At 67.1% G+C, this 14426-nt stretch carries 11 protein-coding genes; 2 read left to right on the top strand and 9 right to left on the bottom strand.

Translation table 11 applies throughout. The features are described from left to right. Nucleotides 1-44: 44 nt before the first annotated feature. The 3 genes from GCL72_RS04980 to GCL72_RS04970 form a co-directional block, all read right to left on the bottom strand. A complete protein-coding gene (locus GCL72_RS04980; protein WP_211364974.1) occupies nt 45-1352 on the bottom strand; it encodes an alpha/beta fold hydrolase in 1308 nt (435 codons plus the stop codon). Further along, nucleotides 1352-2419 (bottom strand): 2,5-dihydroxypyridine 5,6-dioxygenase NicX family protein, encoded by a 1068-nt coding sequence (locus GCL72_RS04975; RefSeq protein WP_153143603.1) that lies wholly within the window; start codon nt 2417-2419, stop codon nt 1352-1354. The genes GCL72_RS04980 and GCL72_RS04975 overlap by 1 nt, the downstream gene beginning before the upstream one ends. A 127-nt stretch (nt 2420-2546) precedes the next feature. Beyond that, on the bottom strand, nt 2547-4214 hold the full coding sequence (locus tag GCL72_RS04970; RefSeq protein ID WP_211364973.1) for an OPT/YSL family transporter: 1668 nt from the start codon (nt 4212-4214) through the stop codon (nt 2547-2549). Between the two features lie 221 nt (nt 4215-4435). On the opposite strand from GCL72_RS04970, the gene GCL72_RS04965 reads away from it, so the two are divergent. After that, complete coding sequence (locus GCL72_RS04965) at nt 4436-5257, top strand: IclR family transcriptional regulator (RefSeq protein WP_153143602.1); 822 nt, start codon at nt 4436-4438, stop codon at nt 5255-5257. A gap of 613 nt (nt 5258-5870) precedes the next feature. Here GCL72_RS04965 and GCL72_RS04960 read toward each other — a convergent pair. From GCL72_RS04960 to GCL72_RS04935, 6 genes are read right to left on the bottom strand one after another with little or no spacing between them, the layout of a single operon-like run. After that, a complete protein-coding gene (locus GCL72_RS04960; RefSeq protein ID WP_246161020.1) occupies nt 5871-7715 on the bottom strand; it encodes a DUF2075 domain-containing protein in 1845 nt (614 codons plus the stop codon). Beyond that, nucleotides 7702-8019, bottom strand: a complete 318-nt coding sequence (locus GCL72_RS04955) for a nucleotide pyrophosphohydrolase (protein WP_153143601.1) — start codon at nt 8017-8019, stop codon at nt 7702-7704. The genes GCL72_RS04960 and GCL72_RS04955 overlap by 14 nt, the downstream gene beginning before the upstream one ends. A 40-nt stretch (nt 8020-8059) precedes the next feature. After that, nucleotides 8060-8953: a carbohydrate ABC transporter permease gene (locus tag GCL72_RS04950; RefSeq protein ID WP_170289561.1), complete on the bottom strand. Its 894-nt coding sequence runs from the start codon at nt 8951-8953 to the stop codon at nt 8060-8062. Between the two features lie 9 nt (nt 8954-8962). Further along, nucleotides 8963-9841 (bottom strand): carbohydrate ABC transporter permease, encoded by an 879-nt coding sequence (locus GCL72_RS04945; RefSeq protein ID WP_153143600.1) that lies wholly within the window; start codon nt 9839-9841, stop codon nt 8963-8965. Next, nucleotides 9838-11145, bottom strand: a complete 1308-nt coding sequence (locus tag GCL72_RS04940; RefSeq protein WP_153143599.1) for an ABC transporter substrate-binding protein — start codon at nt 11143-11145, stop codon at nt 9838-9840. The genes GCL72_RS04945 and GCL72_RS04940 overlap by 4 nt, the downstream gene beginning before the upstream one ends. Nucleotides 11146-11175: 30 nt before the next feature. After that, nucleotides 11176-13083, bottom strand: coding sequence for a glycoside hydrolase family 127 protein (locus tag GCL72_RS04935; RefSeq protein ID WP_153143598.1), 1908 nt, complete (start codon nt 13081-13083; stop codon nt 11176-11178). Nucleotides 13084-13358: 275 nt separating this feature from the next. Between GCL72_RS04935 and GCL72_RS04930 the strand changes: the two genes are divergently transcribed. Continuing rightward, nucleotides 13359-14390, top strand: a complete 1032-nt coding sequence (locus tag GCL72_RS04930) for a LacI family DNA-binding transcriptional regulator (RefSeq protein ID WP_153143597.1) — start codon at nt 13359-13361, stop codon at nt 14388-14390. Nucleotides 14391-14426 lie beyond the last annotated feature (36 nt).

Here is a 14426-nt window from a genome sequence, read left to right as displayed (position 1 = left end):
CGATGGGCCGCGATGTACCCGCCCCAGCGGGCCGCGGCGGGACCTCACCGGTCGCGGACTGAGGCGAGCAGCCGCGAGACGATCGCGTAGCCGTCCCGGCGGATCCCATCGTGGTGGTATTCGTCGCTGAGCTGGACGTCGAGACCGCCGATCATCTCGGCCGTGGCGAGCGAGGTCTCCTGCGGGACGAACATGTCGTCGGCGAAGACCGCCGCCGCCACCGGCACCGCGTTCTCCCGCAACGCCTGGTCGTCGAACGGATCGGCCAGCCCCTCGCGCTCGGCCAGCGCCGCGGCCGCGCCGGCGAAGGGCACCAGCGCCGGATCCTGGTCGAACTGCCAGGGGAAGATCATCTCGCCGGTGAAGCGAAACGGCCCGTCGGCCCGACGACGGTGAGGATCGAACTCGGGGAACTCGGCCCGCACCCGCTCGGCGGAGAATCGCGTGGGCCTCCCCCGCGAGTAGATCGACTCGTGCAGCAGGGCGTAGAGCGGCCGTTTGGCGAAGGACACCGCGTCCTGGACCTCCCGGAGGAAGACGTCCCTGAGGCGCCGCCCATCAGGGGTGTCGATGAACGCCGTCTCGAGCTGGTAGTTCAGCGTGCGGAAGCCCGTGTCGGTGCCCAATTGGATCCCCAGCGTCTGGAGGCGCTCGACGGTCAGCAGCTCGCCGTCGGGGAGAAACTCGTCGACGGCGTCCAGGTGCTCGACGATCTCCCAGATGCGTTCGGCGGTGCCGGGGAAGGTCGCGAAGAACTCGTCGCTGCGCGCGGCGGCCGCCGGGAAGGTGCGCCGATACACCTCGTCGGGATCCCCGCTCAGCGTCGGCAGTCCGGCGGTGATCATCACCCCCTGCAGCGACTCCGGGTGGCGGGAGAGGTAGCTGACCGCGAGGAACCCGCCGTAGCTCTGTCCCAGCAACGACCAGGAGTCGATTCGGAGATGGCGCCGCAGCGCCTCGGCGTCGGCGATGATCTCATCGGCCCGGAACTGCGCGGCGTGGTCGGCGAGCTCCTCGGCGGAGAGTCCCGGCGGGATCGACTCGCGGCTCAGCGGCGTGGACAAGCCTGTCCCCCGCTGGTCCAGCAGGATGACCCGGTAGTCCTCCAGGGCCCGTTCGAGCCAGCCGGAGACGCCCGTCGGCCGATCCGCCCGGTTCCCCGGTCCGCCCTGGAACCAGAGCAGGTACGGCAGTTCATCGTGGGCGTGTTCCGCGGTCACCAGCTCGCGGGCAAAGATAGTGATCGTCTCCGCCGGATGCGCATGGTCGAGCGGGACCTCGAGGAAGTGTTCGGTGATCTCGAGGCCGTCGAGCCGCCGGGGCGGCAGGGAACGGGCGGTCGAGTTCATCATCAGTACCCCTCGATGCCCATGCGGCGGCAGATCTCGACGATCTCCGGGTGCACGTAGCGACCGTCGACCTCGATCGGTGTGCCGTCCAGGTGGATGGAAGGCAGATTCATACTTGCGTCGGTATGGGCGGCGGCGGCCCAGTGGTCGCCGCCGATCCAGCTGCCCTTGGTGCCCATGCCGAACTCGACGGTGCCGAAGACCCGCTCGTCCTCGACGATGCGGCCGGTCAGCTGGGGCACGCCGGGGTTGAAGCCGAGGCTCCAGTGAGCGATGCGGTGCATGTTCGGGTCATCGAAGGAGGACAGCCAGTTCGCGTAGGTGGCGGCCTCCGTGCCCGGACCGGTGATCTCAGTGATCACGCCGTTCGAGACCTCGCAGCGGATCTGCGAGCTGAGCAGGCCGAGCTCGTTGGGCGGCCAGGCGCCGCCGTCGAAGACGACGACGCCGTTCTGCGTGTCCTCGTAGGGGTTGAATGAGATCTGCCCGGAGAGCATGACCGACTGGCCGGGCTCGGTGGCCGGGAGGCCGCGGAGGTTGATGGGACGGTCCCCGATGGTCGCGGTGATGTCGGTGCCGGCCGGGCTGGTGATGCGGATCTCCGAGGCCTCCTCGAGCAGCCGCACCAGCGCCCGGCCGAGCTCGGTGACCTCGGCATAGTCCACGCGACCGACAGTATCGACGAGCATCTGCACGTCCATGCCGGTGAGGTTGATGTAGCGGCATCCGTTGCCCAGCGCGACGCGGAAGGCCTCGGAGTGCATGAGATAGCCGAGCTGGTACTCGATCCACACGTCCGCCTCGGCGATGGCCGCGGCGATCGGGGCCGAGGGCTCGACGGCGCTGGTCCAGCTGGTCGGATAGCGGATCACCACGGGGTTCGCACCCACGGCGTAGGCGGCCGCGGCGGTGACGTCGACGACGCGCATGTCGCTGGCGGTGTCCGCGGTGATGACGACGTTCTCGCCCTTCGACACCAGCATGATCTCCTCGATCAGCTTGCGGGCGCCGAGGGTGGCCTCATAGTCCAGGTAGCTCGTGTTGCTCTCGATCCGACTGACGACTTCCATGTCTTCTCCTTCGTACGGGCAGCCCCGGAGCGGGACTGCGCGGGTCTGTGTTTGAGTCTGTAGAGGCGGGGCTTCCGCGGTGCTCGACGGCGTCGCGCTCGACTGCGGGGCGCCGTCGAGCCGGCCGTCATTTGACGACCTGTGCGGTGCCCCAGATCGCGTCTCCGGCGATGATGCCGGCGCCGAACAGGACGATCTCGTTCTCGCCCTGCGCTCCGCGCCACCGCGTCCAGAGCAGGCGCGCGATGATCGCGATGAACACCAGCCACCCCGCCCAGGGGGTGGAGATGAGCAGGCCGGTGGCCAGCAGCACGCCCGTCTGCCGCCGGGATCCTCCGAGCAGCTGGATCAGGGCACCGGGCACCGCCCAGATGCCCAGGCTGATCCAGACCGAGGTGTCATCCAGGCCGGCCATGATCGTGTCGGCGAACACCTGCGAGACCGGCGGGATCTGCCCGGTCTCCAGGAAGGACTCCCAGAGCAGGGCCACCATCGCGATGGCTACGAAGAATCCGACGATCGAGGCGTAGAACTGCTGCTTGCGTCCTTCGAGCTCGTAGGCGGTATAGGGTCGCTCCCCGCGACGCAGGATCCACCCGGCCTTGAGGTCATAGCCCATGTCGGCGAAGGCCGGGCCGGTCGCCGAGCAGTAGCCGACGAACAGCGCCAGCGGCACCATCGGAATCCCGATGAGCATGCCGATGATCAGGAAGATCAGTGTGACGGCGAAGGCCGGGAACCAGCCGGAATGCATGGCCGCGAGGCCGACGATGATCTCGTGGACGATGGCGGCGACGGCGGCGAAGAGGACCCAACCGATCAGTGCGACCAGCGGCATCTCCTCCCAGAGCCCGGCGGCGATCGCGAGGATGATCGCACCGGCGATGTAGAGGACGTAGCCGTTGAGCAGCGCCGCCCGCAGCCGGTCCGGTGTGACCGTAGGGCGCAGCGCGGGATCGGTGCCGTCGTCGGTCGCCGCCTCGAGCCGTGCCGTGGGCTGGTCCGCGACGGATGCGAGGCTGGCCGCCTTCTCTCCGCTGCGCGCGAGGATGCGGACCGCCTGGCCCAGGGCGACCAGACCGGCGCCGATCATCACTCCGTGCGGGATGTAGGCGCCGGCCAGGTCGAAATTCCACAGCTGCGGAACGTGCTGGTTGACGAGCAGACCGAGGCCGAACATCGACAGGGCCCAGATGTTGCCGAGGAACGCGACGCCCATCGCCGACATCGGCAGTCCGAAGAAGGAGCCGACGAACCCGACGGCGCCTCCGCCGGCGAGCACCCAGGCACGCTTGCCGCCTTCGTCGCCGGCCTTGATGGTCTCGGCCGCGGCGACGCCCGGGGGCCAGGCCGCCGTCGAGGGCAGGAACTCGGAGCCGAAGGCGCGGTAGAGGATGAACCCGTCGACGAGCAGGGCGAACGAGGCGCCGAGGAACATCGGCCAGACCAGGTCCGAACGCCCCATCACGAAGGGGATGGCGATCGGGGCGAGCAGCGAGTTCGCCGCGGCGAAGGTCGAGGCCGAGATCGCGCTCTGAGTGATGTTCTGCCGGTGCACGCTGCGCATCTTGTGGAATCCGAGGATCGACAGGCGGCCGATCACCATCGCCACCAGGGCGCCGATCACCGAGGTGTTGGCCGAGATCCCGATGGTCGTGACCAGCCGCAGGCCGATGATGGCGCCGCCGGCGCTGAGGACGATGAGCAGGATGACCGTCAGGGGTTCGAAAGTCCGCGGGTGGTGCCGTACCTCGTCCGGAGGGGCGGCGTCTGGTTCTGCGGGGCTGTGCGTCATGGGTCCACCACCTGGTCTGGGGTCGAGCCGCGCCGGACGGTGCTCCGGCGGCTCGGCGACTGCGAGGAACGGGCGATCGTGCCGCTGCGGGACGGAGTGATCCCGGTCACGACGATGTCGATTATTCGCGGACGCCCGGGCCTGATGGAAGCAAAACCCACATAGTGGGTTCTGTGTTCACCAGCCGGGCCAGCCGGAGGTCCACTGGCTAGACTTGACGCGTGACGCCCTCGACCTCCGATTCGCCCCCGCAGCGGCCCGCCCTGCAGACGGTGGATCGCGCGCTGGAGATCCTGCTGTCCTTCCATGAGGAGCGCGCCGAATGGGGCGTCGCCGAGCTGGCTGAGGATTTCGACCTGAGCCAGTCGACGGCGCAACGGCTCCTCGCGTCACTTGCGGACCGGGGCTTCCTGCGCGTGACGCCGTATAGCCGCCGGTACCGCCTGGGCCCGGCCCTCTGGCGGATGGCAGCGCTGTGGGAACGCACCGGAGGTCTCGCCGCCCTCGCCGACGAGCCGCTCTCCCTGCTGAGCGAGCAGACCGCCCGAACGGCTCTCTTCGCGATCCCCGACGGCACGCACATCCGTGTCGTCGCCGTGCAGGACGGGGAGACCGGCCCGCGCTGGCACCATTCGGTGAAGAACGAGGTCTATCCCGCCCACGCCGGCGCAGCGGGGCGGGCCTATTTCGCCTTCCTCGATCCCGACGAACGCCGTGCGCTTCTCTCGGATCGACCGGTCGGCCGCTATTCGACGGCGACTATGGTCGATCGCGATGAGATCGAGGCCATGTTCCGCCGGACTTCCGAGGCCGGCTACGCCTTCTCCGAGGGAGAGTTCGACATGATGACGCGCGCGATGGCCGTGCCGGTGCACGTCGGCGAGCGGCCCGTCGCCTCGCTGTGCCTCATAGAGGATTCAGAGGCCGACACTGCCAAGCCGCTGCAGGACCTGCTCCCGCAGCTGCGCGAGACCAGCGAGATGCTGTCCCGGGTGCTGTCGAACAAGGTCTTCGCGGCGCGCAGGCGGCGGGCGCAGGGGTGAGGAGGCGAGGCCACGTGATCACACGTCATACATGTGAGCGCCCAGATCTGGGCGCCACGCACAGCGCTTCGGTGAAGGACCTACTCGCCCGCTGCATGCGGTGCGCCCGTCCGGTCGCTTCGCCGGTTCAGCCAGCGGATGATGCCGCGGGAGACCATCAGTCTGGTCCTGCAGGGGCCTGAGAACCAGCCCATCTGCGTACCGCGGGATCGGCCATTGCCAGCGGGGACTTCTCGGACTGCGATCGCGCAGAAAGCGCGGCTCGTGGCGATCCTTGCCGCTTCGGAATGACGATGTTCGTAGCAGGGAACGTGTGGCCTCGATATCCGGCCCGTGGGCGCGTCGGGCCGGATAACGGGGGCTAGGTCGAAAGCCGCTTCGTGGACGGACGGATTGACTAGCAGACAGGCTCTACGAATACGGTGCTGCGGCATCACCGATGGCGTCGGCGACCGGGACGCTCGCAGGGAGAAGCTGGACACGTACGGATTTGATCTTCAGATGCAGGTGGTGAACTTCGAGGAGCCACGATCCCAGGGCCGGCGGGTACGCCGTCAGCGAGGGCATCCAAGCTGACGTTCAATCGCGCGGAAGGCGGCGTCCCGGGGTCAGGCTACCTGTGGCCATCTCCCGCAGACCGCGTCGAGTCATCGGTAACGTCGTGGGCCCGCACATCAAAACCTGCCTCGGTCGTCTCGTCATGGATCCTGTCCGACGGGCCAATGGGGCGAACAGCCTGAGCCTCGGGAACGTATCGTGCCATGTACTCGCGCAGGTGAGGGTCGCACACATAGATGAGTGTGCCTTTGATCCCCCGCGTCAGCAGGACACGGTAGATGTTCTGCACGTAATCGAGGATGTCCTCGTCGCTGTACCGGATGCCGAGCTTCTTGTTGTTTTCTTTTCCTTTGGTATCGAAGTAGTTCGAACGGTCGAAGTAGACCTGCCCCGTCGCGGGGTCGCAGCGCAGGTCTGGCCCGATGATCACACCGGCGTAGTTGAGGTCGTACCCCTGGAGCGTGTGGATCGATCCGGCTTCTTCCAAGGCGTTCGGGGAGTTGACCCAGTCGACGTCGGTGCTGTTCCAACAGAACTTCACCCCGTCGAGTTCGAAGTCGTAGGCGGCGCCGTCCTTCGTCACCCAATTCCAGGCGTAGCCGGCAGCCATACGCGCCAGCCCGTGTTCAGCATCAAGCTGTCGGATCCGGGCGTACATCTGGGAAACGTCCGAATACATGCAGAACTCGTAGTCGCCGACAGGAGATGGAGCTCGTTCTTCTCCTCGGAGCAGTCGACGGATATGCGGCATGTACTCGTCGCCGGCGTTGAGCCGAAGTTGGGATGCCAACGTCACGTGCTTCCCAGCTGTCTTCGCTTCGCTCACGATCACATCGATCGTTGTACGGGAGAGGTCAGCGGGGCGTACAGACTGTTCCGCGTCCAGGAGAAGGACCTGATGGTCACTCTTCTGCCGCACCCAGTCGAGCTGAGTATAGAGCGGCGAGTCGTTCCCGAAGAGCTTCTCGTTGATCTCCCTGAAATCACGATTCCGGTTGCCTGACGACTGATTGGCCCGCTGATTGAGCCGATGAGTCTCGTCGACGATGAGGAGCGAATAGTGCTGGTCGCTCTTGCCCAGCGAGAAGGGATCGATAACCATGTCCTTCGACAGCTGAGGCGTTCTCTTGAAGACAGCTTGGATGGACTTCCGGAGTGCCTGCTGCGGCACAACCAGGCCGATGGTGAAGTCTTGCAACGCCTCTCGGAACTCCGACGTGAAGAACTCGGAGAACCGACTGTCCCCTTCGAGGTCTTCCGCGATCTCCTCATCGGTGACAGTAGCAATATCGCTCAACAGCTTCATCAGGTAGACAGCGACCACCGTCTTACCGGTGCCAGGGTCTCCCTGGATGACCAACGAACCTGGTTCAGCGCCTGAGTCCAAAGACGAGCGCAAGGCCCGCAGCAGGTCCTCGACAGCGAGCGCCTGCTCGGGCGTCAGCGTCTTGAATGGCGACAGCTTGAAGAGATCCGAGTTCTCGATCCCCGGGATGCTTCGTTCGAAGATCTCCGCCTCACGGAGGGCCTCGAAGATCTCGGGGAACTCGCCTCGATACGTCTCACGGTCGTGGTAATCAGCATCGACGATGCCGTGGTTCCGGTTGATGACCTCATACTTGCCGTCGCCGGCGAGCCATCTGATCAGATGAGACTCGAGGTCGAGAGCTGCCGACTTGTTAAAGTGCTCGTGCAGCAGGAGCCGTACGAGCCGCATATCGCGCTTGCTGTCAGATGCTTGATGCTGGCGGATCCGGCTGGTCGCGCTGAGAGTCTCGCCGACGTAGATCTTCTTCCCGCCGTTCAGCGCGTAGACGACCGGCCAGTTCTTGAGTCGGGCGTCGTCGTTCTCCGGAAGCGGTTCCCGCATGGAGAACTTGCGAATCTCAAAGGCGGTCATATTTGGTACTCCGCCCACGTGACTTGTCGGCCGGGTACTTCTCTCTGGTCCGCTGAAGCTTCTGCCGCACGATCTCTTCCGAGTCCAGGCCGAGACGATCGGCCAGCAGCAGGCAATAGGTCAAGACATCAGCGAGCTCGTCACGGACGTCGGCAGAAGCATAGTCAGTGCCCGACCATTGGAAACACTCGAGAAGCTCCCCAGATTCGATAGAGATACTCTTCGCCAGGTTCTCCGGCGAATGGAACTGGCTCCAGTCGCGCTCGGCGACGAAGTCTCTGAGCTCCTGCGTGACGTCTTCCACTCGATTCACGCTACCAGGGAGACCAGGTCACGCCCCTTCGTCACCCCTTGATCGACCCGCTCGCCAGCCCGGCCACGTAGAACCTCTGCAGCGCGATGTAGAGCAGCGCACACGGGATCATCGACACCACGGCGCCGGTGGCGATGAGTCCGAAGTTCACCTCGCCGTAGGCGCCCTGCTGCAGGTTCACCATGCTCACCGGCAAGGTGTAGAGATCCTGGTCGGTGAGGAACGTCAGCGCGGCCAGGAACTCCGTCCAGGACGCCAGGAACGCATACAGGGCGGCGGTGGCCACTCCAGGGATGATCATGGGCCGCAGCACTGAGACCAGCATGCGGAAGGTGCCGACGCCGTCGACGTGCGCCGCCGATTCCAGGTCATCGGGGACGGCGGCGAAGGAGTTGCTCATGACGAACACGCAGAACGGCAGGTTCACTGTGGAGTAGAAGAGGATCAGCCCGATCAGCGAATCCGTCAGCCCCATGACGTTCATCTGCAGGTACAGCGGAGTCAGGATCGCCTGGAACGGGATCATCATGGTCAGCAGCACCGCACCGAAGAGCCACGGGCGCATCCGGAAGGCGAACTTCGCGAAGCCGTATCCGGCCATAGTGGCCAGCACCGCAGTCAGCACCGCCGTCGAGAGCGAGACGACCAGGCTGTTGACGACAGCTCGGCCCAGCTCAGACTGCGAAGCCAGAAGCTGGAAGTTCTGCCAGGTGAAGTCGAAGAACGTCCCCCACTCCGGAGCCTGGACGACCACTTCGTTGGGCTGCACCGAGCGCACCAGGGCGAAGGCCAGCGGCACCGCGAAGACCAATGCGGCCAGCGTGCCTCCGCCGACGTAGAGGAGGCGCTTGGTGCGCGTCTCGCGCGTGGAGCGTTCGCTGCTCGCCGCCGTCCTGCGGCGGGGCATACGGATCACAGTCGACATCGCGGCACCTCAGTCCCGTTCTCTCAGCAGCCAGAATTGGAAGGCGGTCACCAGCGCGGTCAGCACCACCAGGATCAGCGACATCGCCGTCGCCGTCCCCAGCTGCAGATCCACGAAGGCGCGCCGGTAGATCGCGAGCACCACCGTCGTCGTCTCCGATCCCGGACCGCCCTGAGTGAGGATGAAGAACTGGGTGAAGCCCAGGAAGGACCCGATGACCGAGATGATCACGCTCATCGCGATCGCCCGGCGGATCATCGGGATGGTCACCATCCGCTCGGTCTGCCACCAGGAGGCGCCGTCGATCTCGGCCGACTCGTAGACCTCCCGCGGAATGCCCTGCATCGCCGACATCAGCAGGATCATCGTCAGCCCTGAGACGCCCCAGATCACCAACACGCTGATCAGGATGGTCGCCAGTACGCCGTCGACCAGCCAGGCGGTCGAGCCGTCGGTGAATCCCAGTGCCTTCAGCAGGATGTTGATCGCGCCGCTGTTCGGCTGAGCCTCCAGTAAGGTGATGAAGCTGATCGTGGTCAGCCCGACCACGAAAGGCATGAAGAACACGGTGCGCAGCAACGTCGAGCCGCGGCGGTTCGAGCGCACGACCACCGCCAGCAGATAGCCCACCGCCAGAATGGGTCCGGTGACGATGGCGGTGTAGAGCAGGGTGTAGAGGATGGAGCGACCGAAGCCGGGATCGGTGAACGCCAGTCGGAAGTTCTCCAGGCCGGCGAACTCATAGGGGCCGATCAGCGGGAAGTTCTGCAACGAGATGAACACTGCCACCGCCAGCGGCGCAAAGACGAAGACCACGCAGAAGACCACGGCGGGCAGCACCAGCAGCAGGCCGGTGCGCGGCGGGTGGGTCAGACTCTGAGCACTCATGCATCCCCCTGTTCCAGCACTGTGTCGAAGCCGTCCTGGCCCTCCTCGAGCGCGGCGTCGATCTCACCGTCGAAGACCGCCCGACGGAAGATCTCCAACCACGGGCCGTCACTCTGGTTGAACAGACGGCTGTAGGAGAGCGTCCGCGGCGCGTAGCCGGCGTCGATGCTCTCCAGCGGCGGGACCATGAGCGGATACTGCTCGGCGAACTGCTCAGTGGCCGCGTCCCCACGGATCGGGGCGAAGCCGCCGGCGGGCAGATTCTGCTGCTGCTCGAGCTCGAGGCAGAAGCGGACGAACTCCCAGGCCGCCGAGGGGTTGGAGCTGCCATTGGGCAGCGAGAAGTTGTCCCCGCCGGTGAAGAAGGCCTGCCCGCCGTCCGGTCCGGCCAGCAGCCGCACCTCAGTCTTGGCCAGCAGCTCCTCGCTCGCGTTGGGCACCACCGAGCCGTAGGAGCAGGGCAGCATCCCGATCCGGCCGTCGACGAAATCGGCGTACCACCGCGAGGCGTCGTCGGCGTAGGAGCCCGAAGGCACCAGGCCCTCGGTCCACATAGTCCGCATCATCTCCAGGGTCCGGCGCAGCGGCTCGTTGCCGAGGATGTCGCCCTGCTGATCGCCGACGTCGCCGGCCATCAGCTGCGAGTCGGCAGCCCAGACGTGCGGCTGGACGGTGAAGCCCAGCGCGCCGGTGGCGTTGCCCGGATACAGCCATCCGGAAATGTCCTCGCCCAGAGCGCTGATCGCCCGCGAGGCCTCAAGATAGCCGTCGAAGGAGCCGGTGGTCTCCTCCAGGTCCACCCCGGCGCGGTCGAAGAGCTCGGAGTTGCAGAACAGCACGGAGAAGTCACCGAGGAAGGGGACCCCGTAGTAGCGGTCCTCCCGCGTGGCCAGCCCGAGGTGACCGGGACTGAGCTGACCCTTGTACGGCAGCTCGTCCACCAGAGGGGTGATGTCGCTGAAGACGTCCCGGTAGAAGAACAGCGCGGAGTTGATGTCGTCGATGTCGACCAGGTCAGGCGGCCGGGACCCGCGGATGGCGGTGGCCAGCTTGGTCACGTACTGCCCCGCCGGAATCGGCGTCAGCCGGATCCTGATCCGGTCCTGAGCCTGGTGGAAGGCCTCGACCATCGTCTGGATGCCGTCCTGGGTCTCCGAGCGGCACCAGACATTGATGGTCCCGCTGGCGCCATCGCCGAAGCCCGGGGCGGTCACGTCCACGGCCGGCAGTCGGTTGCTGCATCCGGCCAGACCCACCGCCCCGAGCCCGGCCAGGGCGAAGAACGTGCGTCGGGAGAGGTGCATCGCTGCTCACTTTCTCTACAGTGCAGTCGCTCAGCTGGTCGGGATCCAGACGCGCATCGCCTGCGGGCCACGGTTCGCCCAGGCGAAGTAGGGCACAGCGGTCAGCGACACCGGGTCTCCCCCACCGCCGGCGGCCCTGGCGGTGCCGGCGGCATCGACGGCGGCGCTCGCCCGGTGCCGGCGTCCTGAGGTGCGCAGCAGGGTGACTCCGTCGAGCAGCTCGGGCCGGGGCTCGGCGGTGACCTCGGCGTTCGGGTCGAGGGACACATCGTCCAGGACCACGCCCTCGGCCTGGTCGCCGGCTTCGAAGGCGTGGACCAGCGGGCCGCGCAGCAGCGCCACACTGCCGCGGGCGGCGTCGACGCGGGGATGGGCGCGGACGAAGCGCGGAGTCATCGGCAACAACAGCGTCAGCGTCTCTCCCGGCGACCACGTCCGGGTCGCAGCGGCATAGCCGCCGGCGGCGACCGGCTCGCCGTCGAGGGTGGCGCCCTCGGCCCAGGCGGGCACGCGCAGCATCACCGCGACGTCGTGCACCGGCGCCTGCTGGATGGTCAGGCGGATCTCGCCGTTCCAGGGGTAGTCCGTCTCGACCTCGACAGTGCAGTCGGCGGCCTGGATCCGGCCCGGTGCGAACTGGTGGATCTGCAGGCTCGGCACGCTCTCGTCGTCGCCGGTGGTGGCGATCAGCCCTTCCAGACTGGAGAGCGTGCGCATCACGTTCGGCGGGCAGCAGGCGCAGTCGAACCAGCCGCGGCGCCCGTGGGCCGGACTGCGCTCCTCATCCGGATGGGCGTCCTCGCGAAGGTGGAGCGCATTCACGTAGAAGAACTCGGTGCCGGTCAGCGAGACGCCTGCGAGCATGCCGTTGTAGAGCATCAGTTCGATCTGGTCGGCGTAGCGGGACTCGCCGGTGGCCAGCAGCATGCGCCAGGCCCACTGCACTCCGCCGATCGCCGCACAGGTCTCGGCGTAGGCGCGGTCGTTGGGCAGCTCGTAGGGATCGCCGAAGGCCTCCCCCTCCCAGCGGGAACCCAGCCCGCCGGTGACGTACTGCTTGGTGCCGACCATCGCGTCGAACTGGATCTTCAACGTCTCCAGCAGCTCGACGTCGCCGGTCTCGACGGCGACGTCGGCCGCGCCGGCGGCCAGGTACACCGCCCGGACGGCGTGCCCTTCCACGGTGCTGGCCTCCCGCACCGGGACGCGATCGGAGAAGTAGGTCGGTTCATGACCATGGCCGGCGATGTTCCCGTGGCCGCGCGCGTCGACGAACCAGGCCGCCAGGTCCAGATACGCCCGCGTGCCGGTCTCGCGGTAGAGCTCGACCAGGGCCATCTCGATGACCGGGTGGCCGTCGACGTCGCGGATGCCGTCGGGGCCGAAGGTCGCGACCAGATGATCGGCGAAGCGCACGGCGACGTCGAGCAGCTCGGTACGGCCCGTGGTGCGGGAGAAGGCGAGGGCGGCCTGGATCAGGTGGCCGGCGCAGTAGTGCTCATGACTCCAGGGGAGATTCGCGTAGCGGGCGCCCTCGCGCAGCTGGACCACCGAGTTCAGATAGCCGTCCTCGGCCTGGGCCTCGGCCAGCGAGGCGGTGAGGTCGAGCATCGCCTCCATCAGCTCCTGCCCGCCGCTGCGCCCATACTCCCAGGCGGCGGCCTCCAGCCATTTGTGGATGTCCGAGTCGGCGAAGATGGGGCCGCGTGCCTCGCCTTCGGCCCGGCCGGCGACGATCTCCAGGTTCTGCACGTTGTCGGCCGCGCGCAGCTGCCGCAGCCCGGCCGGGACAGTGGCGGTGCGGTTGACCTCCGCCCGCTGGTGCCACAGCCCGGCGGTGACGTGGACGTCGTCCAGTCCGACCGGTCGCAGCCGCACTGCGGCGGCGGAGGTGGGCACAGCGGGACCGATCGTGGACGCGGCGCTGGTCGTGGCCATGGGTCTCCTTCAGTTGGTGAGGTCGGGCACCGATCCTGCGCATGTGCCGGAAATCATAGGAACACGTTTTCCTTGAGCTTAGAGAGGTCCACATGACGTGTCAACGGTCTCGAGCGGATTCCATCACTCTGCGGGCATCGACATGTGTGAGGATCGCGTCGACGCATCGTCTAGACTCTCTGCCACCGGCCCGCCGCCCGTGAATCTTTCCGGAAAACGCACAGGAAAACGTGCCAGCACGTTTGATCCGAACACCGCCCGCTGGAGGAGAGCCCATGACCGACACGTCACCGCCTCGGCCGACGCGCCTCGTCGACGTCGCCGCATTGGCCGGCGTATCCCCCAGCACGGCATCCAAAGCGCTCAACGACACCGGCAGCCTGACCACTGAGACGCGGGACCGTGTGCGCGAGGCCGCCGAGAAGCTCGGCTTCGTCCCGCACGCCGGCGCGCAGTCGATGCACGGCGGCCGCACCTTCACCGTCGGTCTGCTCTCCAGCGACACGGTCGGCCGCTTCTCGCTGCCGGTGGTCCTCGGTGCCGAGAACGCTCTGCTGGCCGGACAGATCTCCGCACTGCTGGCGACCGCGCGACACGACCCGATCCGCGAACAGCACCACATCCGCTCCCTGATCAGCCGGCGGGTCGACGGCATCATCGTCACCGGCCGCACTGCGGAGCCGCGTGAGTCGATCGGCACCTCGGTGCCGGTGGTCTACGCCTTCGCCCCATCGGCCGTCGACGGCGACACCTCGGTGGTCGGCGACGACTGGAACGGCATGGCGCAGGTCGTCGACCATCTGCGGTCCATCGGCCGACGCCGGCTGACCTTCGTCGGGGGACGCGGCGACCAGTTCTCCTCGCGGATTCGGCATGAGGCCACGTTGGCCGCCGCCGAGACCCATGGACTCAGCATGGTCGGCGGCCCACAGCATGGCGAATGGAGCGAGCGCTGGGGACGACACGCCGTCGACGCGCTCATCGGCGACGGACTGCTGCAGGCCGGAGACCCCGATTCTGTCGACGCCGTAGTGTTCGCCTCCGACCAGCTGGCCCGCGGCGGCACCGACCGGCTCCGCGAACTCGGCCTGGAGGTGCCCGGTGACGTGGCCGTGACCGGCTATGACGACTGGCAGGTGATGTCACTGGCCTCCCGCCCGCCGCTGACCACTGTCGACATGGAGCTCGAGGAGATCGGGCGGCGATCAGTGGAGCTGCTGCTGCAGGCCGTCGACGGTGAATCCAGCCCCGGCGTCCACCAGGTGCGCCCGCGGCTCGTTCCGCGCGAGTCGACGTTGGGACGATGAAACTGGGCCTCCCCGAGGCGGTGAGGAGTGAGGCCG

The sequence above is a fragment of the Nesterenkonia halophila genome, assembly GCF_009467795.1.
GTDB lineage: Bacteria > Actinomycetota > Actinomycetes > Actinomycetales > Micrococcaceae > Nesterenkonia > Nesterenkonia halobia.
This window is presented reverse-complemented; position numbering and strand designations above follow the sequence as displayed.

Excerpts from the sequence above, each read along its gene's own strand:
- GCL72_RS04960 (WP_246161020.1), bottom strand. The coding sequence starts at position 7,715 with ATGACCGCCTTTGAGATTCGCAAGTTCTCCATGCGGGAACCGCTTCCG.
- GCL72_RS04970 (WP_211364973.1), bottom strand. The coding sequence starts at position 4,214 with ATGACGCACAGCCCCGCAGAACCAGACGCCGCCCCTCCGGACGAGGTA.
- GCL72_RS04940 (WP_153143599.1), bottom strand. The coding sequence starts at position 11,145 with ATGCACCTCTCCCGACGCACGTTCTTCGCCCTGGCCGGGCTCGGGGCG.
- GCL72_RS04935 (WP_153143598.1), bottom strand. The coding sequence starts at position 13,083 with ATGGCCACGACCAGCGCCGCGTCCACGATCGGTCCCGCTGTGCCCACC.
- GCL72_RS04930 (WP_153143597.1), top strand. The coding sequence starts at position 13,359 with ATGACCGACACGTCACCGCCTCGGCCGACGCGCCTCGTCGACGTCGCC.
- GCL72_RS04975 (WP_153143603.1), bottom strand. The coding sequence starts at position 2,419 with ATGGAAGTCGTCAGTCGGATCGAGAGCAACACGAGCTACCTGGACTAT.
- GCL72_RS04950 (WP_170289561.1), bottom strand. The coding sequence starts at position 8,953 with ATGTCGACTGTGATCCGTATGCCCCGCCGCAGGACGGCGGCGAGCAGC.
- GCL72_RS04980 (WP_211364974.1), bottom strand. The coding sequence starts at position 1,352 with ATGATGAACTCGACCGCCCGTTCCCTGCCGCCCCGGCGGCTCGACGGC.
- GCL72_RS04945 (WP_153143600.1), bottom strand. The coding sequence starts at position 9,841 with ATGAGTGCTCAGAGTCTGACCCACCCGCCGCGCACCGGCCTGCTGCTG.